The organism is Janthinobacterium sp. HH102 (assembly GCF_001758625.2).
Classification (GTDB): domain Bacteria; phylum Pseudomonadota; class Gammaproteobacteria; order Burkholderiales; family Burkholderiaceae_D; genus Janthinobacterium.
In genome coordinates, this window is sequence record NZ_CP062062.1 from 6,166,813 (window position 1) to 6,190,422 (window position 23,610).

Below are 23,610 nucleotides of genomic sequence, written 5' to 3' on the forward strand. Positions count from 1 at the left end.
GCGCGTTGCCGAAGACAGTACGAATGTACGACGAGGCAAGGCAACAACGCCATGAGCTTTTTTTGGGCGCTCTACTTTTCCCACGCCAGCTTGTTCCAGGTCACGCCCAACGTCACGTCGGTCTTGAGTTCGACCAACTTTCTTGAAAGATACAGTATTTCCCGCTCTTTTCGCAGGCTTTCACCGAGCGCGCCGGGCAAAATGCCCGCGCCGGCCATCACGGCGTCGATATTGCCGTAAGCGCGCAACAGTTTCGCGCCCGTCTTCAGGCCGATCTTCGACACGCCGGGAATGCTGTCGGTGACGTCGCCCATCAGCGCCAGCAGGTCGGGCAGCAGTTCCGGCGGCACGCCGAACTTTTTCTCGACCCAGGCGTGGTCGTGCCAGACGCCCTTGAAATGGTCCCACACGAGCGCGCCGTGGGCGATCAGACCGTGCAAATCCTTGTCGGTGGTGGCGATGACGGCCGCGCCGCGCCCCTCGTGCAGCCAGCGCATGACGGCCGTGCCGATCACGTCGTCGGCCTCGACCTCGGGGATGCTGACCACGTGCATGCCGAAGCTGGCCAGGGTGGCGTAAAAGCCGGGCAAGGCGTCGCGCAGCACTTGCGGCATGGGCTGGCGCCCTTCACGATAGCCGGCATACAGGGCGTGGCGCCAGGTCGGGCCGCCAAAGTCGAAGGCCGGCAGGATGTGCGTCGGCTCATGGTCGTTGATGAGGGTGCGAAACGACGACAGCGCATGGCGCAGCGCGATCTCCGCCTTCAGGTCGGAATCGGGTTCAGGACTGGCTTCGTAGACGCGGCGTACGATATTCAAGCCGTCGATAGCGAGGAGTCTGGCCATGCGGTAAGTGGATACTGGTTGAATCGATCATTTTACCGTATGGCGCCCCGCGCATAGCCCGTCAACGCCGCTTACTTTGCGAAATCGTAGGGCCCGCCTTTTTCCAGCGCACGCTGGTAGGCCGGGCGTGCATGGATGCGCTGCAGGAACGCCGTCAGCTTCGGCAGGCGCTCGTCGAGCCCGCCGCGCATGGCGGCCGCTTCCAGCGGAAAGCTCATCTGGATGTCGGCCGCCGTGAACTCATTGCCGGCAAACCATTTGCTTTTCTCGAGTTCCGCTTCCATGTAGGCCAGCTGGCTGTTGATATTGGGCGTGATGAAGCTGCTCTTGACCTTGCTGGCGATGCCGCGCGCGATCGGTTTGACGAAAAACGGCATCGGCGACGATTCGACCTTGTCGAACACCAGCTTCATCAGCAGCGGCGGCATGGCCGAGCCTTCCGCGAAATGCAGCCAATAGGTCCAGCGCAGCTTCTCGGGCGTGCCCGCCGCCGGTATCAATCGGCCATTGCCGTAGCGCTCGACCAGATACTCGATGATGGCGCCCGATTCGGCGATGGTGTTCGCGCCGTCCGTGATCACGGGCGACTTGCCCAGCGGATGCACGGCCTTCAGCGAAGCGGGCGCCAGCATGGTTTTCGGGTCGCGCTGGTAGCGTTTGACCTCGTAGTCGAGGCCCAGCTCCTCGAGCAGCCAGAGCACGCGCTGCGAGCGCGAATTGTTCAGATGGTGGACGACGATCATGGCGATTTCCGTTGGCAATGGTTGAGTCCCAGTATAGCCGGGACGGGAAAATCGCGGCGACAGGGGCCGCACACCAAAAAATAATTGCGAAAAACACTATTTTCAATTGATAACTTTTCAATCTTCCCTTATCTTGTTTTGTTTCCAATAAGTAAGGAAACTCCCCCGTGGATTTCGATACCAACAACACCACGCCCAAGCGTGAAGCCATTACCTTCAGCGCCACCGGCAGCGAATACTTCCGTATCTGGATCGTCAACCTGCTGCTGAGCATTGTCACCCTGGGCATTTATTCCGCCTGGGCCAAGGTGCGCCGCAACCGCTATTTCTATTCCAGCACCCACCTCGCTGGCAGCAGCTTCGAATACCACGGCAATGCCGTCGCCATCCTGAAGGGCCGCATCGCGGCAGTGGTATTGATCGGCGGCTACAACATCGCCTTCCAGATCTCGCCCATCGTCGGCCTGATCATGCTCGTGCTGATGATGGCCGTGCTGCCATGGCTGGTCTGGAAAAGCCTGCAGTTCAAGCTCTACAACACCAGCTACCGCGGCATCCGCTTCGGCTTCGACGGCAGCGCCAGCGAAGCCTACAAATACTTCCTGTGGCTGCCCATCCTGAACACCTTCACGGCTGGCCTGATGACGCCGTTCCTGCACCAGCGCCTGAAGCGCTTCCAGCACACACAGAGCCGCTTCGGCAGCACCAATTTCAGCTTTGACGCCTCGGTTGGCAGCTTCTACAAGACCTATCTGCTGTTCTTCGCCCTGCTGCTGGCCGGTTTCCTGGTCCTGATCTTTGTCGTCTTCGCCAGCGTCTTCGCCACCTTTGCCACCGATGCCAACGATGTCACCAAGGCCGGCAGCATCTTCGGCGCCGTGGCGGCCCTGTATGCGTGGGCCTTTATCGTGCTGCCGCTGTTCCTGACCATGATCCAGAACCTGATCTGGAACCATACGCGCCTGCAGCAGCACCAGTTCCAGTCGCAGCTGACCTGGGGCCGCACCACGTTCGTCATGCTGACCAACCTGCTCGGTATCGTCGTCACCCTGGGCCTGTTTTCGCCATTCGCCCAGGTGCGCTGGCTGAAGTACCGCCTGGAAGCGACGTCGATGCTGGTGCACGGCAGCCTGGACGCCTTTGTCGCCGCCACCGGCGAGCAAGTCTCTGCCACGGGCGAAGGCATGGTCGATCTGCTGGACTTCGACCTGTCGCTGTAGCATGACGCTCGATCACCACGCGCCGGGCGCGGTCCCCGTGCCCGCGCGCTATTTCGACGGCCAGACCTCGCGCCTGTACCACGTCACGCTCAGCGTGCGCGATGGCATGGCCGTGCTGGCCGGCGACATCGAGCGCAGCTGCCCGCTGGGCGAGCTGCACGTGTCCGAACGCAGCAGCCACGCCGTGCGCAAGGTCAGCTTTCCCGACGGCGCCTACCTGGAGATCGCCGACCAGGCGGCCTTCAACGACGTGCTGCATGAGACGGGCCACCGCGACGGCTGGGTCGTGCGGCTGCAGCAAAGCTGGCGCGGCGCCCTGCTGGCCACGGTCGCCACCGTACTGGCCCTGTGGCTCAGCTATCAGTACCTGCTGCCTGTGGTGGCGAAGGGCGTCGCGTATGCGATTCCCCAGTCCGTCGAGCGCCAGCTGGGCCAGGGCGTGCTCGATTTCCTCGACGGCCACGTGTTTGAGGCAAGCAAGCTCGATGGCGCGCGCCAGCAAGCCTTGCGCGCCCGTTTCGCGCGCCTGGCCACGCCCGGCGACAGCGCGCCCGCGCACCGCATCGTTTTCCGCAAAAGCAAGATCGGTCCGAACGCGTTCGCCCTGCCGTCCGGCGACATCGTGCTGACCGATGAAATGGTGGAGCTGATGCCGGACGACGACGCCATCATGGGCGTGCTGGCGCATGAACTGGGCCATTTGCAGCAGCGCCATCTGACGCGCCGCCTGATCCAGACCTCGGCCGTGGGCGCCGGCGCGGCGCTGCTGTTCGGCGACGTCTCGACCGTGGTGGCGACCTTGCCGCCGCTGCTGCTGGACTTGAAGTATTCGCGCGATGTCGAGCGCGAGGCGGACGACTACGCGATTGCCATGCTGCGCCAGAACGGTATTCCCCTGGAACACCTGGCGCAGGTGTTTGTCGCCCTGGGCAAGCTGGACCATGGCACGCCCTACCTGTCGAGCCATCCGGCCAGCACTGAGCGCATCGCACGCATCCGCGCCGCACAACGCTAAGTACCGTGCGCGGCGTCCTATGGGCGCCGCGTTCTTTCCCACCAGCACGTTCCGTGAATCGAAGGTAGACTCAGCAATATCAGTCTGACTTTCCCGGAGTGCCCATGCACCTAGTACCATTTCGCTACCTGACCTTCATTGCGACGGCAGCCATCTTTGTCCTGTCCCTGTTTTACTATGACCATTACTGGCTGCCCGTGCTGGCCGGTGCGCTGACCCTGGTCGGCATCAGCGACCTGCTGCAAACGAAGCGCGCCCTGCGCCGCAACTACCCCATCCTCGCGCACTTCCGCTTCTTTTTTGAGAGCATCCGCCCCGAAATCCGCCAGTATTTCCTGGAAAGCGACAGCGAGGCGACGCCGTTTTCGCGCAGCCAGCGCAGCATCGTCTACCAGCGCGCCAAGGAGCAGACGGACAAGCGCCCGTTCGGCACCCAGCTCGACGTGTATGAAGCAGGCTACGAATGGATCAACCACTCCATCGCCCCCGCCAAGGTCACGGGCCACGATTTCCGCATCGAGATCGGCAACCATCCGGACTGCCCGCGCGCCAAGCCGTATTCGGCCAGCGTCTTCAATATCTCGGCGATGAGCTTTGGCGCCCTGTCGGCCAACGCCATCCTGGCCCTGAACGGCGGCGCGCGCAGCGGCGGCTTCATGCACGACACGGGCGAAGGCAGCATCAGCCCCTACCACCGCAAAAACGGCGGCGACCTGGTGTGGGAAATCGGCTCCGGCTACTTCGGCTGCCGCAATCAGGACGGCACGTTTTCGGAAGAGCGCTTCATCGCCAACGCCAGCTCGGAGCAGGTCAAGATGATCGAGCTGAAAATGTCGCAAGGCGCCAAGCCGGGCCACGGCGGCGTGCTGCCCGGCCCGAAAGTGACGATCGAGATCGCCACCACGCGCGGCGTGATGGTGGGCGAGGATTGCGTCTCGCCGGCCGCGCACAGCGCCTTTTCCACGCCACGGGAAATGCTGCATTTTATCGACCGCCTGCGCACGCTCTCGGGCGGCAAGCCGACGGGCTTCAAGCTGGCCATCGGCCATCCGTGGGAATTCTTCGCCATCGTGAAAGCCATGCTGGAAACGGGCATCACGCCCGACTTCATCGTCGTCGACGGCAGCGAAGGGGGAACGGGCGCGGCGCCCCTGGAATTCACGGACCACGTGGGCACGCCACTGCAGGAAGCGCTGGTACTCGTGCATAACACTCTCGTGGGCGCCAACCTGCGCGCGAAGATCAAGATCGGCTGCTCGGGCAAGATCATCACGGCCTTCGACATTGCCCGCTTGCTGGCGCTGGGCGCCGACTGGTGCAATTCGGCGCGCGGCTTCATGTTCGCGCTGGGCTGCATCCAGTCGCAAAGCTGCCACACGGACCGCTGCCCCACGGGCGTGGCCACGCAAGACCCGCAGCGCCAGCGCGCGCTGGTGGTGCCCGACAAGATCGCCCGCGTGGCGCACTTCCATCAGAACACCATGAAGGCGCTGGCCGAACTGATCGCCGCCGCCGGCCTGGCGCATCCGCAGGAACTGCGTCCGCACCACCTGGTGCGGCGCATCTCGCCGAATCAGGTGAAACTGGCGTCCGCCCTGCTGCCCTTCCTGGAAGCGGGCCAGTTGCTCGACCCGAGCCAGCTGCCGCAGCTGCCGCCCGTGTTCGGTCTGTACTGGCCCAAGGCGCAATCGGCCTCGTTCCAGCGCCTCGATTGATACGGTGTTTGCGCAAGTGGAGCAATACCACTTAATAACCACTTGCGCAAAAACCCAAATCCAATACAATACCAAAACAAGTACAAAACCAAGGCAGCTTTTCCGGTGACCGCCACGATGCGCCACCACGGTGCCAGAATACGTATGCCGTCGTCACAATCAATACCGGAGGAGTTGCAGCATGGAGCAGGGTTTGCGCGAGAAAATAGGACAGTTGTTCATGGTGGGCTTCGACGCCCTGCAGGCGGACGAGCATATCAAGACCTTGATACGCGAAAAGAAGGTAGGCGGCGTGATCCTGTTCCGCCGCAACGTGCACACGCCCGCGCAAGTGTCGGCCCTGTGCCGCGAACTGCAGGAGATCAACGCGGAAGTGTCCGACATCCCGCTCTTGATCTCCATCGATCAGGAAGGCGGCATGGTGATGCGCATCGAGCAGGGCGTCACGCCGATTCCCGCGGCGATGGCCTTCCAGGCGGCCGGCTCCATCGAAGACTGCGAACGCATGAACCAGATCAGCGGCGATGAGATGCGCCAGGTGGGCATCAATATGCTGCTCGCGCCCGTGCTGGACGTGAACAACAACCGCAACAACCCCGTCATCGGCGTGCGCGCGTATGGCGAGGATGCCGCCACCGTCATCGACTACGGCATGGCCGCCATGCGCGGCCAGCGCGCCAGCGGCGTGGCCGTCACCGCCAAGCACTTCCCCGGCCACGGCGACACGGCCATCGACACGCATTACGCCATGGCGCTGGTCCCGCACGACAAGGAACGCCTGCGCGCCGTGGAACTGGCGCCGTTCCGCGCGGCGATTGCCGGCGGCGTGGACGCCATCATGACGGCGCACGTGGTCTTCCCCGCCTTCGAGGCCGATACCAGCGTGCCCGCCACCCTGTCGAAGGGCGTGCTGACGGACCTGCTGCGCGGTGAAATGCAATACAAGGGCGTGGTCATCACCGATTGCCTGGAAATGGCGGCCATCGCCGACGGCATCGGCATCGCCCGGGGCGCCATCGCCACCTTGCAGGCGGGCGCCGACATCGTCCTCATCTCGCACCGCGAAGCGCAGCAGACGGCGGCCATCGAGGCCGTCATCGCCGCAGTGGAGCGCGGCGACATTGCGATCTCCCGCATCGAGGCGGCTTGCGCGCGCGTGGCGGAACTCAAGCGCAACCGCGCCGTGCGCGACTGGCGCGAACGTCCTGTCGCCCCGCCGGCGCTGATGCAGCCGGCCGCCATGGCCCTGTCGCAGCTGCTGCAAAAAGCGGCGCTGCGCGTGCAGGGCGACTACCGCCCGCTCGACGCCAGCCTGCCCGTGACCCTGCTGACGGTGGAAGTGCGCTCGCGCAGCGAGATCGACGAAGTGGCGCTGGGCCGCAACAAGGAAGCGCGCAGCTCGATGCTGCCGGCGCTGCTCGAAGCGGGTCTGGACGTGCGCGAATATGCCTTGTCGGCCGAAGCGCTGGACGACGAGGTCAACGAAGCCATCGCCTTTGCGCAAGGCGCGCGGCAGATCGTGCTGCAAACGTATAACGCCATGTTCGTCGACGGCCAGCGCCGCCTGGTCGAGGCCCTGCCACACGACAAACTGTGGCTGGTGGCAGGCCGCCTGCCCTACGACCTGGACCTGGCGCCCCACGCGCAAGGCCGCCTGGCCGCCTTCGGCTGTCGCCCGGCCGCGCTGGTGCCGGTCGTCGACAAGCTGGCCGGCAAGGCGTAGGCGCAGTACCGGCGTAAAAAAACCCGCAGCAGCGGGTTTTTTTACGTTCAGGGCCGCGACATAGTCGGAATAGTCGGCACGGGCGGCCAGGCAAAGGGTCCGAGGAACAGGCCGATGCATCAATCCTGGCGCTGCACCTGCATCAGGATCACGCGCTTGCTGCTGCCGTCGGCCGGCGGCGTGGCGGACGGCGGCGGAGGGCTGTCGCAGGAACCGCAGGAACCGCAGCCGCTGCCGCAGCCCGGCGCTACCTTGAAGAAGGTCGACATCTTCGCCTCATCGAGGCCGCAGCGCACCAGGCCGCGCACGATGGCGCGGCGCACGCCGGCCGGCAGGTACTTGGTCGAAAAATGCAGCAGCGCGGCTGCGACGATCAGGGCGACGATGAGGGTTTGCCACATGGTTTCTCCTAAGCGCCCAGCAACAGGGCGACGCGGTACGTGATGAACGAGGCGGCATACGCGAGGGCGAACATATAGCCGGCCATCAGCAGCGGATAGCGCCAGCCGCCCGTTTCGCGTTTCACCACGGAGAGGGTCGACAGGCACTGCGGCGCGAACACATACCAGGCCAGCAATGACAATGCAGTGGCCATCGACCACGAATGGGCGATCAGCGGTTCCAGGGTAGAGGCCAGCGCGTCGCCCGTTTGCGACAGCGCATACACGGTGCCCAGGGCGCCGACGGCCACTTCGCGCGCCGCCATGCCCGGCACCAGTGCGATGCATATCTGCCAATTAAAACCGATGGGCGCGAAGATCACTTCCAGGCCGCGGCCCAGGATGCCGGCCAGGCTGTAATAGATGGGCGGATGGATCGCGTTGTCCGGCGCGCCGGGGAAGGTGCTGAGGAACCACAGGATGATCATCAGGCTCAGGATGATGGTACCGACGCGCGTGAGGAAGATCTTCGCGCGCTCCCACAGGCTGACGGCCAGGTTGCGCAGATGCGGCCAGTGGTAGGCCGGCAATTCCAGCAGCAGCGGCTGGTTGCCGCGCACGCCCATGCTGCGCTTCATGACCCAGGCCACGGCCATGGCCGAGATGATGCCGGCGAAGTACAGCACGAACAGCACCAGGCCTTGCAGGCTCAGATAGCCCCACACCTGGCGCTGGGGAATGAAGGCGGCGATGATCAGCGCATACACGGGCAGGCGCGCCGAGCACGTCATCAGCGGCGCGATCATGATGGTAACGAGGCGGTCGCGCGGATTCTGGATGGTGCGCGCCGCCATCACGCCGGGGATGGCGCAGGCAAAGCTCGACAGCAGCGGGATGAAGGCGCGGCCCGACAGGCCCACGCCGCCCATCAGGCGGTCCAGCAGGAAGGCCGCGCGCGGCAGGTAGCCGCAGTCTTCCAGGCTCAGGATAAAGAAGAACAGGATCAGGATTTGCGGCAGGAACACCAGCACGCTGCCGACGCCGCCGATGATGCCTTCGACCAGCAGGCTTTTCAGGTGGCCGTCGGGCATGTTCGCCGTCAGCAGGGCGCCCAGGTGGCCCACGCCATCGGTGATCATTTCCATCGGCGTGGCAGCCCAGGCAAACACGGCCTGGAAGATCAGGAACATCAGCACGGCCAGGATGATGGGGCCGAAGACGGGATGCAGCACCACGTCGTCGATCTTTTCCGTCAGGTTGCCGCTGTCGCGCGTGTCGTTGCTGACGGCGGCCAGGATGCGGCGCACTTCGCGCTGCGTTTCTTCGACGCTGACGGCGTCGATGGCCGCCAGCGGTTTCGCTTCCACCGCAGGCAGCGGCAGCATGGCGTCGATGGCATCCAACAAGGCTTTTTCGCCATCGTGCTGCACCGCGACGGTTTCCACCACGGGCATGCCCAGTTCCTGCGACAGCCTGGCCGTGTCGATGAGCATGCCGCGCTTGCGCGCCACGTCCGTCATGTTCAGCGCCAGCAGCATGGGCAGGCCCAGGCGCTTGACTTCCAGCACCAGGCGCAAATTCAGGCGCAAATTGGTGGCATCGACCACGCAAATGATGGCGTCCGGACGCGGGTCGCCGCGGCGCAGCCCGCCCACCACGTCGCGCGTGATGGCTTCATCGGGCGTGGTGGCCGACAGGCTGTAGGCGCCCGGCAAATCGAGCACGCGCACGGGCTTGCCGCTTGGCGACGTGAAATGGCCTTCCTTGCGCTCGATGGTCACGCCGGCGTAGTTCGCCACTTTCTGGCGCGCGCCCGTCAAACGGTTGAACAGGGCCGTCTTGCCGCAGTTCGGATTGCCCAGCAAGGCGATTTGTGGCTGGTGCGGCGGCTTGTGCGCGCCCGCTTCCACGATAGTTTCTACGGCACCCATATTTATTCCGGTTGAAGCAGCGGTTGAATCGTGATCAGCGCCGCTTCGAAGCGGCGCAGTGCGAACGTGGCATTGCCGACCTTGATGGCCAGCGGATCGCCGCCGGGAATACCGCGCTTGAGCATGCGGATTCGTTCGCCGGGAACGAATCCCAGCTCCATCAACCGGCGGACGAGGTCGACGCCGTCTTCCGTCTGTCCTGCCGCGTTGGGCGTGATATGCAACACCGTGCCGCTCTGGCCGACTGCCAGCGCGTCGAGCGTCATCAGGGGTGGAACTAGAGTCATGAGCAAATTCCGTTCAAATTAAGAACACCGGGGACAGACTGCTGCGCCTGGCGCATGCCCTGATGTTGTGAGGTAAAACGCAACTGTTGCGCATTACCGACAAGCGGCCTTTCAATGTGTCCAGACGGCGACCGTCCGAGACAATACCAGCATTATAAACATGAATGCGAATTGTTTTTATTTAGCCCGGAGAGCCGCCCCTGCCAAGGGCTGCGCCATGCGCGCAAAGCGCAGATCAAGCTGCCGCGCCAGGCCGCCAACTGCCGCACACTTGATCAAAATCGCTTGCATTGTCCTGCACTTTGCGCGACAATGAAACGTAATGATAATGATTCTCATTAAAACACTAGCAACAATGCTTTCAAGCACTAGTGTCTGTTCATCCTCCAGCCAGAAGGTGTATCAATGATTGTATGTGTCTGCAACAACATATCTGATCGTGAAATCCGTCAAGCCGTCGATCTTGGCCTGTCCAGCATGGCCGAACTGCGCCGCGACCTGGGCGTGGCCACCTGCTGCGGCAAATGCCACACCTGCGCGCGGGAAGTGCTGAACGATCACCTGAACGCCACCGTGGCGCTGCAAGAAACCGTATTGATGCGAGCTGTACTGACAAACTAAAGAAAGCGATGAACGCCATGACGATGATGCCCCCGCCCGTAACGGTGCAGGCCGTGCAGCAATTTGCCGACTTCGACAAGAAGCGCAACAAATTCGCGCCGCTGATGGCCATCGTCGTCCTGCATATCGCCGGCTTTTACGCCATCCAGAGCGGCCTGCTGAGCCGCGTCGTCACGGCGGCCATGCCGACCATCACCACCATCAGCATCATCGCCCCGCCGGCGCCACCGAAACCGCCGGCGCCGTCCGTACCGAAAACCGTGGAACTGAGCGCGCCCGTGCCGCGCGCCGTGATCCCGCCGCTGCCGCTGATCGCCGTGGCGCCGAGCGAACCGACGATCACGCCGCCGCAGCCGACGCGCGCCGAAGCGGCGCCCGTCGCCACCGCCGCGCCGACGGCGCCAGCCGCACCGTCGCCGACGCCACCGGCACCAGCGACGCCGCGCACCGTCAGCAGCGTCGAATACATCAAGGCGCCGCAGCTGATCTATCCGAATCTGTCGCGCCGCCTGGGCGAAAGCGGCACCGTGGTGCTGCGCATCCTGATCAATGAAAAGGGCTTGCCCGAGCAAATCCTGATCCAGAAATCGACCGGCTACACGAACCTCGATGAAGCGGGCCGCCAGGCCGCGCAGCGCGCGCTGTTCAAGCCGATGATCGAAAACGGCAAACCCGTCCCCGTGTACGTGCTTGTCCCCCTGACCTTCCAGTTGAGCTAGCCTTCCTGCGGCCCTAGGGCCGCTGCCAGCCCGCAAGCATCGCACCCTGTGCCCTGCTTGCTTTTTTGCGCCCTTTTTAGTCAAGCGATTTGCTTGTTTCAGTCTGCCAGCCTACATCCCCGGGCCAGGCAGACTTTTTTTTGCCCGCTATGGGGTCAGACCCTCAACACCGCCAACGCAAGGTTCAGCGCCAACTTCACCGGGGGTCTGACCCCAGCCTTACATCTCCGCCCACATGCGCAGCAGATTGTGATAATGCCCCGTCAGTCCCACGGTGGCCGGCGAATCGCCGTGTTCTGCGCGCACGCTCTGGATGTTCTGATCGAGCTCGAACAGCATGCTGCGCTTCCAGTCCTCGCGCACCATGCTTTGCGTCCACAGGAAAGAGCAGATGCGCTCGCCGCTGGTGACGGGCAGCACCTGATGCACGCTGCTCGACGGATACACGATCACGTCGCCGGCCGGCAGTTTCACTTCATGCGTGCCATACGCATCGACCACCACCAGCTCGCCGCCCTCGTACTCGTCCGGCTCGCTCAGGAACACGGTCGACGAGACGTCGGCGCGCATCGACTGCATGCCGTTTTTCGGCGTGCGGATGGCGCCGTCGATATGCAGGCCATAGTGCTCGCCGCCCGCATAGCTGTTGAAGAAGGGCGGCAGGATGCGCAGCGGCAGCACGGCGGCAAAGAACAGGGGATTGGCCATCAGCGCGCGGCTGACGATCTCGCCCAGCTCCAGCGCCAGCGGCGACCCCTCTGCCAGCTGGCGGTTGCGCTTGACTTGCGCGCCTTGCGCCCCGACGCTGGCGCGCCCGTCGACCCAGTCCGTCTGCGCCAGGCGCTGGCGAAACTGCGTCACCTGTTCCGGCGTCAGCACGCCGGGTATATGCAGCATCATCTTGCTATCCTTTTTTCAGTAAATATCACTGCCTGATTATCGCATCGCCGGCAGCGGCCAAGAAGCCACAAAAGCAAGAATGGCCCAACATTTCCCGCCTGTTCAGCGCGGTCATGCACGCGATCCGGCAGCGCCAAAAGCGGGCCAGAAATGCGAATGAGAATGGCCTTCATTTTCCTTAACAAATAAAAAACGGCGCAAGTGGGCAATCCACTTGAGAATGGGTTTTATTCGCACGATATTTACGTTAAAAAGACGGAAAAATGCCGTTTAGCACCGAAAACCGCCCATATTTTGCGCTATCATGCGGGCATAGCGAAACCGGCAACCTGCGCGCCACCAGGCAGCCCTGCGCCACCCGGCCGTGAACGCCAGCAGCCTGCGGTTTCATCATCGAACACGACACAGAACAAAGGAAATGCCATGAAGGGCGATAAAGAAGTCATCCGCATGCTCAATGCACAGCTCACCAACGAACTGTCGGCCATCAACCAGTACTTCCTGCATGCGCGCATGTACAAGCACTGGGGCCTGGAAAAGCTGGGCAAGAAAGAATACGAAGAATCGATCGGCGAAATGAAACACGCCGACAAGCTGATCGACCGCATCCTGATGCTCGACGGCCTGCCGAACCTGCAAGCGCTGCACAAGCTGCTGATCGGTGAGAACACGCCGGAAATGCTGGAATGCGACCTGAAGCTGGAACGCGCCGCGCACGCCACCGTCAAGGAAGGCATCGCCATCAGCGAAAAAGCGGGCGACTACGTCTCGCGCGACCTGTTCCTGATGATCCTGGAAGACACGGAAGAGCATATCGACTGGCTCGAAACGCAGATCGACCTGATCGCCAAGGTCGGCATTCAGAATTACCTGCAAAGTCAGATGGCGATTGAGGAGTAATTGCTCTTCGAGGCAGATAAAAAAACCGGCAGAGCCGGTTTTTTTTCGTCCGTCCTCAAGTCTTTGTGGCCTGCGGCGGGCTCAGCTTGACGAACAGCACCGCCACCGCCGCGCACAGCAGCAGGGCGCCGGCCAGCCGGATGACGTTCTCCGGATTGCCGCCCAGCCAGCTGCGGTAATACAGGGGCAAGGTGAAGATCTGGATGATCATCGGAATGACGATGAACATATTAAAAATGCCCATGTAGACGCCCGTGCGCTCGGGCGGAATGCAGCCGGCCAGCATGATGTAGGGATTGCCCATGATGCTGGCCCAGGCCAGTCCCACGCCCAGCATGGGCAGCAACAGCAGCGCCGGACTGTGGATCAGCGGGATGCTCAGCATGCCCACGCCGGCCGCGCACAGGCACAGGCTGTGCATGCGCTTGGGGCCAAAGCGGCGCGTGAACGGCACCAGCGCAAAGGCGGCGACAAAGGCCACGAAATTGTAGAAGGCGCCCACCTGCCCGTTCAGCAGGCCCGCGTCGCGAAAGCCTTGCGACGCGGGGTCCGTCGTGTGAAACAGGGTCGCCGCCAGCGACAGCGCGATGTACTGCCAGTAGCAGAACATGGCGTACCACTGGAACAGGTTGACGATGGCCAGCTGCTTCATCGTCGGCGGCATGTCGCGCAGGGCCGCGCCGATATCGGCCAGCGTGTGGCGCCAGCCCGGCGGGCGGCTGCGGATGGCCGCCAGTTCGGCCGCCGTAAGCGGATTTTCCGGCGTCGTCTTCAGGGTCCACAGCACCGAAGCGAGCGAAAACACGGCGCCGATCAGGAAGGCGGCGATGACGATGTGCGGAATATGGCTGCCATTGACGGCATCCTTGTTCATGCCCAGCATGACCAGCAGCGACGGCGTCAGATAGGCCAGCGTTTGCCCCAGCCCCGTAAACGCGCTTTGCGTGAGAAAACCCAGCGAATGCTGCTTCTTGTCGAGCTTGTCGCTGACAAAGGCGCGGTACGGCTCCATCGTCACATTGTTGGCCGCATCGAGTATCCACAGCAGGCTGGCGGCCATCCACAGGGTGGGACTGAACGGCATGGCCAGCAGGCCCAGGCTGCACAGGATGGCGCCGATCAGAAAATAGGGCGTGCGGCGTCCCCAGCGCGTCACCGTGCGGTCGCTCATCGCGCCGATCAGCGGTTGCACGAGCAGCCCCGTCATGGGTCCGGCCAGCCACAGGTACGGCAGGCTCGCCTCATCGGCGCCCAGGTATTTATAGATGGGGCTCATGCTGCTTTGCTGCAGCCCAAAACTGAACTGGATGCCGAAAAATCCGACGTTCATGTTGACGATCTGCCAGAACGACAGATGCGGACGGTGCGCGCTGGCGTCGCTCATGCTGGCTCCCGATCTTGCTCCCGCTCCAGCCACAGCATATGCCATGGCTGCAGGCCTACCGTGCCGGCCAGCACGCTGCCATCGAGGCTGTTGCGCCATTCGCCCGCGGGCAAAGTGAAACGCTGGCTGGCCCCGCTGAAGTTGCTCAGGTTGAGAAATCCGTCGCCGCGCAGCAGCGCCAGCACGGCCGGCGTGTCGGCGCACAGCACGCTGCGCGGCGCGGCGGCGGCCAGGGCCGGCAAGCGCCCGCGTACGTCGATCAGCTGGCGCAGCGCCAGGTACAGCCGGCCGCTGGCGCTCACGCCATCGTGGCGCCATGCCAGCAGGCTGTCGTCGAACGCGGGACGCTGCAGCCAGCGGCTGTCCATCGCCCTGTCGGCCCGCTGCGTGTAGCTGCGATCGTTGGTCATGCCCAGTTCATCGCCCATGTACAGCACGGGCAAGGCGCCAAAGCTCAATGCCAGGCCATGCAGCAGCAGCAGGCGCCGCAACGCGTATTCCTGCTCCTGCACCGTGACGGCGCTTTCCAGTCCGGCCAGCGAGGCGGCCATGCCGTTGCTGCCATGCGCCTTGTCGGCGCTGCTGCTCTGGAAGGCGGCGCCGCGCGCATAGCTGCCGGTGGCGCCGGCAAAGAACTGCGCGATGCGCGCCAGGCGCGCCGGCCCGTTCGCGCTCGCCTCATTGAGCAGCACGTTCCAGCCGATGTCGTCGTGGCAGCGCACATAACTGAGCCAGCTTGCGGCCGGCGGCAGCGGCGGCGTGGCGGCGATCACCTGCTGCAGCAAGTCCGTGCTTTCCTCCGCCAGCGCGCCCCAGCCGGCGGCCATCAGGCTGCTGTGATAGGCGATATGGCACTCGGGCGCCGCATCGCTGCCAAAGTAGGCGGGCAGCTTGGGCGTGGGCACGATGGCTTCGGCCTTGAGCAGCACACCGGGCGCGACGATGGCGGCAAGCGCCCGCAGGGCTTGCAGCAGGCTGTGGGCTTCGGGCTGGTTCATGCAGTCCGTGCCGTCGCGCTTCCACAGGAAGGCCGTCGAATCGAGGCGGAACACTTCGATGCCCTTGTTGGCCAGGCCCAGCATGGCGCCGGCCATGGCCGCGAAGACGGCCGGATTGGCGTAGTTCAAATCCCACTGGTAGGGATAGAACGTGGTCCAGACCCAGCGCTGCAGCTCCGGCACGAATGTAAAATTACCGGGCGCCGCCTGTGGAAAGACCTGGCCCACGGTGCGCTCGTAGCGGTCCGGCTGCACGCGGTCGGGATAGGTGTGGAAAAAATCGCACAGCAGCGGGTCGCCCGCCTTGGCGCCCAGCGCCCACGCATGGTCGTCGGCCACATGATTGAGGATCAGGTCCGAGCACAGGCTGATGCCGGCCGCGCGCAGTTGCGCCGTCAATGTCAGCAAGTCGGCATTGCTGCCCAGGGCGGGGTCGACTTCCTCGAAGCTGGCGACGGCAAAACCGCCATCGCTTTCGCCGGCCCGCGCACGCAAGAACGGCAGCAGGTGCAGATACGTCACGCCCAGTTCGCGCAGGTGGCCGATGCGCGCCGCCACGCCCTGCAGGTTGCCGCCGAAGCGCTGCACGTAGGCGCTGTAGCCCAGCATGGACTGGCTGGCAAACCAGTCCGGCTGTTCTTCGCGCTGCGCATCCTGGCGCAGCAGCGCCGGCGCGCGCGCCGCATACAGCCGCCCCACGCTTTCCATCAGATCGCCCAGCCAGGGCAGGAAATCAGGCCGCTGGCCATACAGGCTGCCCAGGCGGTCGAGCAAGACCGCCTCCTGGCGCGCATAGCGGCGCGCCGCATCGGCGCGCAAGTGCGTGGGGAGCGGCGCCAGCAGGCGCGCCAGGGGGCTGCGTATCGACATCATGAATCCTATCCTTGCTTAAAATGCGTATTTCAGGCTGACCTTGACGGCGCGCCCGGTGATCGAGCGGGCCGCATGGCCATCGCCCTCGACTTCCGTATAGCCGATCTTGTTGAGCAGATTGTTCGCCGTCAGCGCCACCTGCATTTGCGGCGTAAGCTGGTAATTGACGAAGGCGTTGAGCACCTGGTAGGCGGGCAAGGTGATCGTGTGCGCATCGTCGCCCCATGACTTGCCCGTGCCGACCAGGCTCGCGCCCAGGGTGGCGGCTCCCCATTCATAGGTGGGCGCGATCTGGTACACGACGCGCGCCTGGCGCCGCGGCGTATTGCCGATCAGCGCCACGTCGGCCGCCGCCGTGCCCGTGATCTCGGCATCCGTGAACGTCAGGCCGCCATTGATGCGAAAGTCGCCGGCGCTGTAGGCCGCTTCCAGTTCCACGCCCTTCGCTTCATAGCTGTTGGCCGTGCGCAGCTGGGTGGTCGCTTCGTAATTGCTTTCCCTGGTCTTGGCCTGGAATACGGTGACAAAGGTGCTCAGGGGACCCTGGCGCCATTTCACGCCGCCTTCGAGCTGGCGCACGGTGTTGATGGCCACCGGCACGCTGCCATCGAGCGGTGTGCCAAACAGGATGCGGTCGGCATTGAAAGCCACGCCTTCGCTGACGCGGGCAAACACGGCCAGGCTGGCTTGCAGCTTGTAGTTCGCGCCCAGCGAGTACGACGTGTGGCCCAGGGTGTAGTCGACCTGCTGCACCGTCGACGGCAGATAGGCTTGCGCGCCGGTGGCGATATTGGCCGTGCCGCTGGCATGCTGGCGGTCTTGCCGCAGGCCGCCGTCGAGGTTCAGCGCGCCGCTTTCCCAGGCCAGATTCAGGTAGGGCGAGGTCGTGCGGTACTCCATGTCGACGGCGCGCGAACAGCAGGCGCCGAAGGCCGGGCCGATGTAGCCGGGCGTGCTGCTGGCCGTTTGCAGCAGCGCCGGCTGGTCGCCCGTGGCCTGCATCAGGTATTCATTGAAGTTCCAGGTCAGGCCCAGCTTTTGCTGCGACAGGTACAGGCCGGCCGTGGTGGTCAGCTTGCCGCTGTCGAGCACGAACGTCTTGGCCAGCTTGGTGTCGCTCAGAGTATTGCTGGCGTCGTCGATCGAGGTATTGAACACCACGGCGGAAAACGCGCGGCCGATATAAGGCTTGCCCCGATTCGGGCCGCTGGCAAACACATAGCTGCCGTCGCTGCCGTTATTCGACGGGAACACGCCGGTGAAGCGCCCCGAATTGTCGGCGTAGCGGAAGTTTTCGCTTACGCTCCAGCCCTGCCCCAGCTTGAACGATGCCTCCAGGCCCACGGTATCGCTTTTGACGTGCAAGCCGTCGTTGACGCGGGTGGCCACGCGCTGGTTATCCTTGTTCAGCACCATGTCGGGCACCCAGTATGGCGAATAGAAGCTGGCCTTGCGCGGGTCGATGCCGGCGATTTCCCCGATGCGGCCATCGCGCACGCTGACCGGCACCGGCAGGGCCGTGGGCGACTGGTCGTCGAGGTGCTTGAACGACAGGCGCACAAAGCCGCTGTCGAATTCATGCGTGACATTGCCGCGGATCTGACCGCCCTTTTCGCTGTTGACGCCACTGTGGCGGATGCCTTCGCCCGTGCGCCAGGAGCCGCCGATGAAGAAGCGCGTGCGCTCCGACACCGGCGCGCCATAATCGAAGTCGACCCTCGTCTGGTCGTAGCCCAGGCCGCGGCTGATGGCCACGCTGCCGCCCTTCTCCTTGCCGTTCTTGCTGATGAAATTGATGATGCCGCCCGGCGAATTGGTGGCCAGGGTGGAGGCCGAACCGCCGCGCACCACTTCCAGGTGGTCGAGTGTGGAATCGATCTTGACGAAGCTGTCGGGCGTGGTGAAGTTGAAGTCGCCGAACTGCAGCACGGGCAAGCCGTCTTCCTGGATCTGCACATAGCGCGCGCCGCCGGCGGAAATGGGCAGGCCGCGCACGGTGATGTTGGCATTGCCTTCGCCGCCCGAGGACTCGGCCCGCAAGCCCGGCACCGAGCGCAGGACTTCGGCGGCGCTGGTCGGTGCATTGTGCAGGATGGTGTCGAGTTCCATGCTGCTGACGGAATTGCTCGATTTCATTTTGGACGTGCCGCCGGTGGTGCCCGTGACCACGATGCGTTCCAGGTTCAGGCCATCGGCAGGGGCGGCGCTGGCGATGTCGCTTGCCGATTGCGCCTGGGCGGCGCCCAGTTGCAGCATGGCCAGGGCGACGGCTGCGGCCATGCCGCCGCGTTGAGCAGTACGTGTCTTCATCTTGTCTCCAGTGTTGTATGCCGATACGTCGAGGTATCGGCTTGTTATGAGTCCTGGCTGCCGCATGCCGTGGCGCGCTGCCTGGGCCGGTACGTCATTATTCAACGAATAAGAATTTATTGCAATCGATTGCAATCGAGCGCTGCAACATGGAAATGTTGTTGTTTTTAAGAGAAAACTACGGGCGACACAGAGGAAATCTAGCGGGATTTGACGTGAATGCAGCGGTTTTCATGCTGCGGCGCAGCATGAAAATAAAGGGAGAAATTTGAAATTATTGCAATCGGTTGCAATCACTTGCGGCACGCTTCAGCGGCCCGAGGCGCGTACGATCAGCTCAGTTGGCAATTGGCGGGATGGCGCAGGCGCGCCGTCGACCAGCGCCAGCAGCGAAGCCACCAGCGCGCGCCCGGCGGTGCGGATCGGCTGGCGCACGGTGGTCAGCGGCGGATGGAAATACGCGGCCAGTTCGATATCGTCGTAGCCGACCACGGCCACCTGTTCCGGTACGGCCACGCCGCGCGCGCGCAGGGCGTTGATGGCGCTCATGGCCAGCAAGTCGCTGCAGGCAAAGATGGCGTCGAACGGCAACTGGCGGTCCAGCAGTTCCTGCACGTCCGTCGCGCCGCCCTGCGGCAGGAAGGAGCCGGCCACGTACAGTTGCGGGTCGGGCGCCAGCCCTTGCGCGGCCAGTGCCTGCGCATAGCCCTGGTGGCGCTGCGCCACTTCGGGCAGCTTGGCGTCGCCAAAGAAGGCGATGCGCCGGCGCCCCGCCGCCAGCAAGTGTTCCGTGGCCAGTCTGCCGCCGGCGACGTTATCGCCGCCGACGGTGCAATACAGCTGCTGCGGCAATTGCGCGCCCCACACGACGATGGGCACCTGGCGCGCGGCCAGCTGGTTCAGTTGTTCATGGTGGCGCCACTGGCCGATCAGGATGATGCCGATCACGCGGCCGCTATCGAAGGACTGGGCCGCCGCGTCGAGCGTTTCGGCATCGACGCGTGAAATGAGCATATCGAAGCCCTGCTCCGTCAGCGCATCGGCCAGGCTGCCCAGCATGCTGAGGAAAAAAGGATCGGACAGGTGCTGGCGCGTGGCAGCGTCATACGGCACCACCACGCCCACCGTGCGGTTCTGTTTCAGGCGCAGGTTTTGCGCGCCGATATTGATGGAATACTTGAGCGAACGGGCCAGCGCGATGACGCGCGCGCGCGTCTCTTCATTGACCAGCGAACTGCCGCTTAGCGCGCGCGACACGGTCGACGTGGACACGCCGGCCAGGCGTGCGATATCGGCCATCTGCAGGCGTTGCTGCGCCTTCGAGTCGGAACCGGTCATCGTGCGCTCACTGCGGCGCGGTGTCCTTGAACGATGGGCGCTCGGACAGTTTGTCGAACAGGCGCGCCAGCGCCGGATGATCCGCGCGCCAGTCGATTTCCGGGAAGCGGAAGCTGAGCCAGCCCAGGGTACAGCCCACGGCCACGTCGGCCAGGGTGTAGTTCTTGCCGGCGCAATACGCGCTCTCGCCCAGGCGCGCCTCGAGCGCCGCCAGGCCCAGGGTGACTTTGTCCAGCTGGCGCGCGATCCAGGCCGCGCTTTGCTGCTCGGGCGGGCGCTGCGTGCGCTCCAGGCGCACCAGCACGCCCGCGTCGAGGATGCCGTCGGCCAGCGCTTCCCAGTTCTTGATATCGGCCCGCTCGCGGCCATTGCCGCCGGCCGGCAGCAGCTTGCACACGGGCGTGAGCGTGTCGAGGTATTCGACGATGACTTTCGAGTCGATCAAGGTGCTGCCATCTTCCATCACCAGGCAGGGCACCTTGCCCAGGGGATTGGCCTGGGCGATGCGGGTTTCCGGCACCCACACGTTTTCCAGCTCGAAGACATAGTCGAGCTTTTTTTCCGCCAGCACGATACGGGCTTTGCGGACATACGGGCTGGCGAGGGAACCGATCAGTTTCATAGCTACTTTAAGGTGAAGGATCAGCAGGCAGTATAGCATCGGCGGCAGCGGTGTTTGGCAGCACGCGCCCAGCCGTCTCCATGGTGTGGCAGGCATGCCGCATCGGGGCCGGATTCAGCCAAATTGCGGTGCGCCGGCGCCCGATGGACGGCTGGCCAGCGGCCAGCGGTGGTAAAATCGTCCTTTACTGTGGCGCCGTCAGTGTTGCTGTATTGCAATAGCCCTGCCCTCCCCGCGCGTCACACGCCAACCGTTTCTTTAACTTGCGTCCGCTCTCATGACTTCTACTACTCCGTATTCCACGCTGTCGGCCCTGTCTCCGCTCGATGGCCGCTACGCCAGCAAGACCGATCTGCTGCGCCCGATCCTGTCCGAAGCCGGTTTCATGCACCACCGCGTGAAAGTGGAAATCTCCTGGCTGCAAGCGCTGTCGCAAGCCGGTTTCGCCGAAATCAAGCCGTTCTCGGCCGAAGCGAGCGCCCTGCTCGACAAGATGGCGGCCGACTTCTCGGAAGCCGACGCTGCTCGCATCAAGGCCATCGAAGCGGTCACCAACCATGACGTCAAGGCCGTCGAGTACTGGCTGAAGGAACAAGTGGCGGACGTGCCGGAACTGGTGGCGGCGTCGGAATTCATCCATTTCGCCTGCACCTCGGAAGACATCAACAACACCTCGCACGGCATGATGCTCAAGGCCGCGCGCGACGGCGTGATGCTGCCGGCATTGAACGGCCTGGTAGCCAAGCTGACGCAGATCGCGCACGACAACGCCGATGTGCCGATGCTGTCGCGCACGCACGGCCAGACGGCCAGCCCGACCACCCTGGGCAAGGAATTCGCCAACGTCGTGGCCCGCCTGCAGCGCGCCGTGAAACGCATCGCGCAAGTGGAAATCCTCGGCAAGATGAATGGCGCCGTCGGCAACTACAACGCCCACCTGTCGGCCTATCCCGGCTTCGACTGGCCCGCATTCTCGCAGGCCGTCATCGAACAGCGCCTGGGCCTGGTCTTCAACCCATACACGATCCAGATCGAACCGCACGACTACATGGCCGAACTGTTCGACGCCTTCGCGCGCGCCAACACGATCCTGCTGGACCTGAACCGCGACATCTGGACGTACGTCTCGCTGGGCTACTTCAAGCAAAAGCTGAAAGCGGGCGAAATCGGTTCGTCGACGATGCCGCACAAGGTCAATCCGATCGACTTCGAAAACTCGGAAGGCAACCTGGGCCTGGCCAACGCCGTGCTCAAGCACCTGTCGGAAAAACTGCCCGTCTCGCGCATGCAGCGCGATTTGACGGATTCGACCGTGCTGCGCAACATTGGCGTGGGCCTGGGCTACACCTTGCTGGCGTATGACAGCTGCCTGCGCGGCCTGAACAAGCTGGAAGTGAACCACGCGCGCCTGGCGCAAGACCTGGACGCGACCTGGGAAGTGCTGGCCGAACCCGTACAAACCGTGATGCGCCGCTATGGCATCGAAAACCCGTACGAGCAGCTGAAAGAGCTGACGCGCGGCAAGGGCATCTCGAAAGAAGCGCTGCAAACCTTCGTCAATGGCCTGGCCATTCCGCAGGATGCCAAGGACGTGCTGCTGACCATGACGCCGGGCAACTACATCGGTATCGCGGCGCAATTGGCCAAAGCCATCTAAGCAGTTTTCACATGGGGATCGTCCGGTCCCACTCCCGCGGGGCGGCCAGCACACAAATGCTGCCCGCCCCGCGGTTTTTACGGCAATCTTTCTTGTAGAATCTCCAGCACGCAGCGCAATTTGATTTTCTTTGGTATATTAGGCCGAATTAGTCCTAATACGTACTACATTCAAGAAAGCCATCGATGCAACGCTACACCACCACCGCCATCATCCTGCACTGGCTGACCGCCCTGCTGATCATCAGCGCCTTCGTCATGGGCCTGGTCATGACGGATATTCCCGGCCTGACGCCCACCAAGCTCAAATATTTCTCCTGGCACAAATGGCTGGGCGTGACCGTGCTGGCCATCGCCGCCATCCGCCTGCTGTGGCGCAAGGCCAACGTGCCGCCGCCGCATCCGGCCAGCATGGTTGCCTGGCAAAAGAAGGCGGCCGACGCCATGCATGTGCTGCTGTACATCCTGATCTTCGCCGTGCCCATCTCCGGTTACCTGTACACCCTGGCCGCCGGCGTGCCGGTGGTCTACCTGGGCCTGTTCCAGCTGCCCGTCCTCATGGCGCCAAACCCGGAACTTAAGCCGCTTTTAAAAGAGATTCATTATGTTCTGAACATGACAATGGCAGCCGCCGTGGCCGCCCATGTGCTGGCGGCGCTGAAGCACCAGTTCATCGACCGTGATGGCGTCCTCAAGCGCATGCTGCCCTGACATCGACGTCCCCTTGCTCACTGAAACTACAGGAAAAAACAAGATGAAAACCACCCAACGCATCGTCCTCGCTTCCCTGCTGGGCCTGTCCGTGGCCGCCACCGCCGCCACCCTGCTGAAAGTCGATCCCGCCAAGACCAGCGTGTCGGCCGTGTTCAAGCAAATGAACGTGCCCGTGGAAGCGAAGTTCAAGAAATTCAATATCGCCATCGATTACAACCCGGCCACGCCGGATGCCTCGAAAGCGTCGGTGGAAATCGAGACCGCCAGCATCGATATCGGCGACCCCGAGTACAACAAGGAAGTGGCGAAGAAAGAATGGTTCAACTCGGCCCAGTTCCCGAAAGCCACCTTTGTCTCGAGCAGCATCAAGGCCGCCGGCGCAGGCAAGCTGACGGTCACCGGCAAGCTGAACATCAAAGGCAAGACCACCGACGTGACCTTCCCCCTGGCGGTAAAAGCCGACGGCGGCAAATACGCATTTGACGGCGCCCTGCCGATCAAGCGCCTGACCTACAACATCGGCGAAGGCGAGTGGAAAGACACGAGCATGGTTGCCGACGAGGTCACCATCAAATTCCACGTCGCTGCTCAGTAACACCTGAGAAAACGTCCATGGCTGCGTTGCTCTTGCCTCGTCGTGCTATTTGCACTGCCTTCGGCAAGGCGCCTTGCCCTGAACGTTTTTCAGGCGTTACCAAAAACAACTCCACAACCTG

At 63.5% G+C, this 23,610-nt stretch carries 21 protein-coding genes; 10 read left to right on the top strand and 11 right to left on the bottom strand.

Annotated features, from left to right (window positions below; translation table 11 throughout):
* Positions 1-71: 71 nt before the first annotated feature.
* Together JAB4_RS28100 and JAB4_RS28105 are read right to left on the bottom strand one after the other, a co-directional pair.
* Complete coding sequence (locus JAB4_RS28100) at positions 72-845, bottom strand: 5'-3' exonuclease (RefSeq protein WP_070220600.1); 774 nt, start codon at positions 843-845, stop codon at positions 72-74.
* Positions 846-916: 71 nt separating this feature from the next.
* Entirely contained in the window at positions 917-1,588 is a 672-nt protein-coding gene (locus JAB4_RS28105; protein WP_070220602.1) for a glutathione S-transferase, read from the bottom strand.
* Positions 1,589-1,755: 167 nt separating this feature from the next.
* Here JAB4_RS28105 and JAB4_RS28110 point away from each other — a divergent pair, with 167 nt between their 5' ends.
* From JAB4_RS28110 to nagZ, 4 genes are all read left to right on the top strand, one after another.
* Positions 1,756-2,808, top strand: a complete 1,053-nt coding sequence (locus JAB4_RS28110; RefSeq protein ID WP_070220604.1) for a YjgN family protein — start codon at positions 1,756-1,758, stop codon at positions 2,806-2,808.
* A gap of 1 nt (position 2,809) precedes the next feature.
* Positions 2,810-3,823, top strand: a complete 1,014-nt coding sequence (locus JAB4_RS28115; protein ID WP_070220606.1) for a M48 family metallopeptidase — start codon at positions 2,810-2,812, stop codon at positions 3,821-3,823.
* A gap of 104 nt (positions 3,824-3,927) precedes the next feature.
* Entirely contained in the window at positions 3,928-5,538 is a 1,611-nt protein-coding gene (locus tag JAB4_RS28120) for an FMN-binding glutamate synthase family protein (RefSeq protein WP_070220608.1), read from the top strand.
* A 181-nt stretch (positions 5,539-5,719) separates the two neighbouring features.
* Positions 5,720-7,261 carry a beta-N-acetylhexosaminidase gene (gene nagZ, locus JAB4_RS28125; protein ID WP_070220610.1) on the top strand — a complete coding sequence of 514 codons (1,542 nt, stop codon included), beginning with the start codon at positions 5,720-5,722 and terminating at the stop codon, positions 7,259-7,261.
* Between the two features lie 119 nt (positions 7,262-7,380).
* On the opposite strand, the gene JAB4_RS28130 is transcribed toward nagZ, so the two are convergent.
* The 3 genes from JAB4_RS28130 to JAB4_RS28140 are packed head-to-tail and all read right to left on the bottom strand — an operon-like array spanning position 7,381 to position 9,859.
* Positions 7,381-7,662 (bottom strand): hypothetical protein, encoded by a 282-nt coding sequence (locus tag JAB4_RS28130; RefSeq protein ID WP_070220612.1) that lies wholly within the window; start codon positions 7,660-7,662, stop codon positions 7,381-7,383.
* A gap of 8 nt (positions 7,663-7,670) precedes the next feature.
* Positions 7,671-9,572 (bottom strand): ferrous iron transporter B, encoded by a 1,902-nt coding sequence (locus JAB4_RS28135; protein ID WP_070220614.1) that lies wholly within the window; start codon positions 9,570-9,572, stop codon positions 7,671-7,673.
* Positions 9,573-9,574: 2 nt separating this feature from the next.
* Entirely contained in the window at positions 9,575-9,859 is a 285-nt protein-coding gene (locus JAB4_RS28140) for a FeoA family protein (protein WP_070220616.1), read from the bottom strand.
* Positions 9,860-10,264: 405 nt separating this feature from the next.
* Between JAB4_RS28140 and JAB4_RS28145 the strand changes: the two genes are divergently transcribed.
* A complete protein-coding gene (locus JAB4_RS28145) occupies positions 10,265-10,480 on the top strand; it encodes a (2Fe-2S)-binding protein (protein ID WP_034745611.1) in 216 nt (71 codons plus the stop codon).
* 17 nt (positions 10,481-10,497) lie between these two features.
* Positions 10,498-11,199, top strand: coding sequence for an energy transducer TonB (locus tag JAB4_RS28150; RefSeq protein ID WP_070220769.1), 702 nt, complete (start codon positions 10,498-10,500; stop codon positions 11,197-11,199).
* A gap of 219 nt (positions 11,200-11,418) precedes the next feature.
* Here the strand turns inward: JAB4_RS28150 and JAB4_RS28155 are convergent, their stop codons facing one another.
* A complete protein-coding gene (locus tag JAB4_RS28155) occupies positions 11,419-12,099 on the bottom strand; it encodes a Fe2+-dependent dioxygenase (RefSeq protein WP_035822772.1) in 681 nt (226 codons plus the stop codon).
* A gap of 423 nt (positions 12,100-12,522) precedes the next feature.
* Between JAB4_RS28155 and bfr the strand changes: the two genes are divergently transcribed.
* A complete protein-coding gene (gene bfr, locus JAB4_RS28160) occupies positions 12,523-12,999 on the top strand; it encodes a bacterioferritin (protein WP_034745609.1) in 477 nt (158 codons plus the stop codon).
* 55 nt (positions 13,000-13,054) lie between these two features.
* Here bfr and JAB4_RS28165 read toward each other — a convergent pair whose 3' ends face one another.
* The 5 genes from JAB4_RS28165 to JAB4_RS28185 form a co-directional block, all read right to left on the bottom strand.
* A complete protein-coding gene (locus tag JAB4_RS28165; protein ID WP_070220618.1) occupies positions 13,055-14,383 on the bottom strand; it encodes an MFS transporter in 1,329 nt (442 codons plus the stop codon).
* Entirely contained in the window at positions 14,380-16,254 is a 1,875-nt protein-coding gene (locus tag JAB4_RS28170; RefSeq protein ID WP_227742061.1) for an alpha-amylase family glycosyl hydrolase, read from the bottom strand. Before JAB4_RS28170 ends, JAB4_RS28165 begins: the two co-directional genes overlap by 4 nt.
* Positions 16,255-16,269: 15 nt before the next feature.
* Positions 16,270-18,564, bottom strand: coding sequence for a TonB-dependent receptor (locus tag JAB4_RS28175; RefSeq protein WP_070220620.1), 2,295 nt, complete (start codon positions 18,562-18,564; stop codon positions 16,270-16,272).
* Positions 18,565-18,873: 309 nt separating this feature from the next.
* Entirely contained in the window at positions 18,874-19,902 is a 1,029-nt protein-coding gene (locus JAB4_RS28180) for a LacI family DNA-binding transcriptional regulator (RefSeq protein ID WP_070220621.1), read from the bottom strand.
* Between the two features lie 7 nt (positions 19,903-19,909).
* Positions 19,910-20,524, bottom strand: coding sequence for a glutathione S-transferase N-terminal domain-containing protein (locus JAB4_RS28185; RefSeq protein WP_070220623.1), 615 nt, complete (start codon positions 20,522-20,524; stop codon positions 19,910-19,912).
* Positions 20,525-20,801: 277 nt separating this feature from the next.
* Between JAB4_RS28185 and purB the strand changes: the two genes are divergently transcribed.
* The 3 genes from purB to JAB4_RS28200 all read left to right on the top strand — a co-directional run bounded on the left by purB (position 20,802) and on the right by JAB4_RS28200 (position 23,489).
* Positions 20,802-22,181 (top strand): adenylosuccinate lyase, encoded by a 1,380-nt coding sequence (gene purB, locus JAB4_RS28190; protein ID WP_070220631.1) that lies wholly within the window; start codon positions 20,802-20,804, stop codon positions 22,179-22,181.
* A 185-nt stretch (positions 22,182-22,366) separates the two neighbouring features.
* A complete protein-coding gene (locus JAB4_RS28195) occupies positions 22,367-22,891 on the top strand; it encodes a cytochrome b (protein ID WP_070220633.1) in 525 nt (174 codons plus the stop codon).
* A 43-nt stretch (positions 22,892-22,934) separates the two neighbouring features.
* Positions 22,935-23,489: a YceI family protein gene (locus JAB4_RS28200; RefSeq protein ID WP_070220634.1), complete on the top strand. Its 555-nt coding sequence runs from the start codon at positions 22,935-22,937 to the stop codon at positions 23,487-23,489.
* The last annotated feature ends 121 nt before the right edge of the window (positions 23,490-23,610 follow it).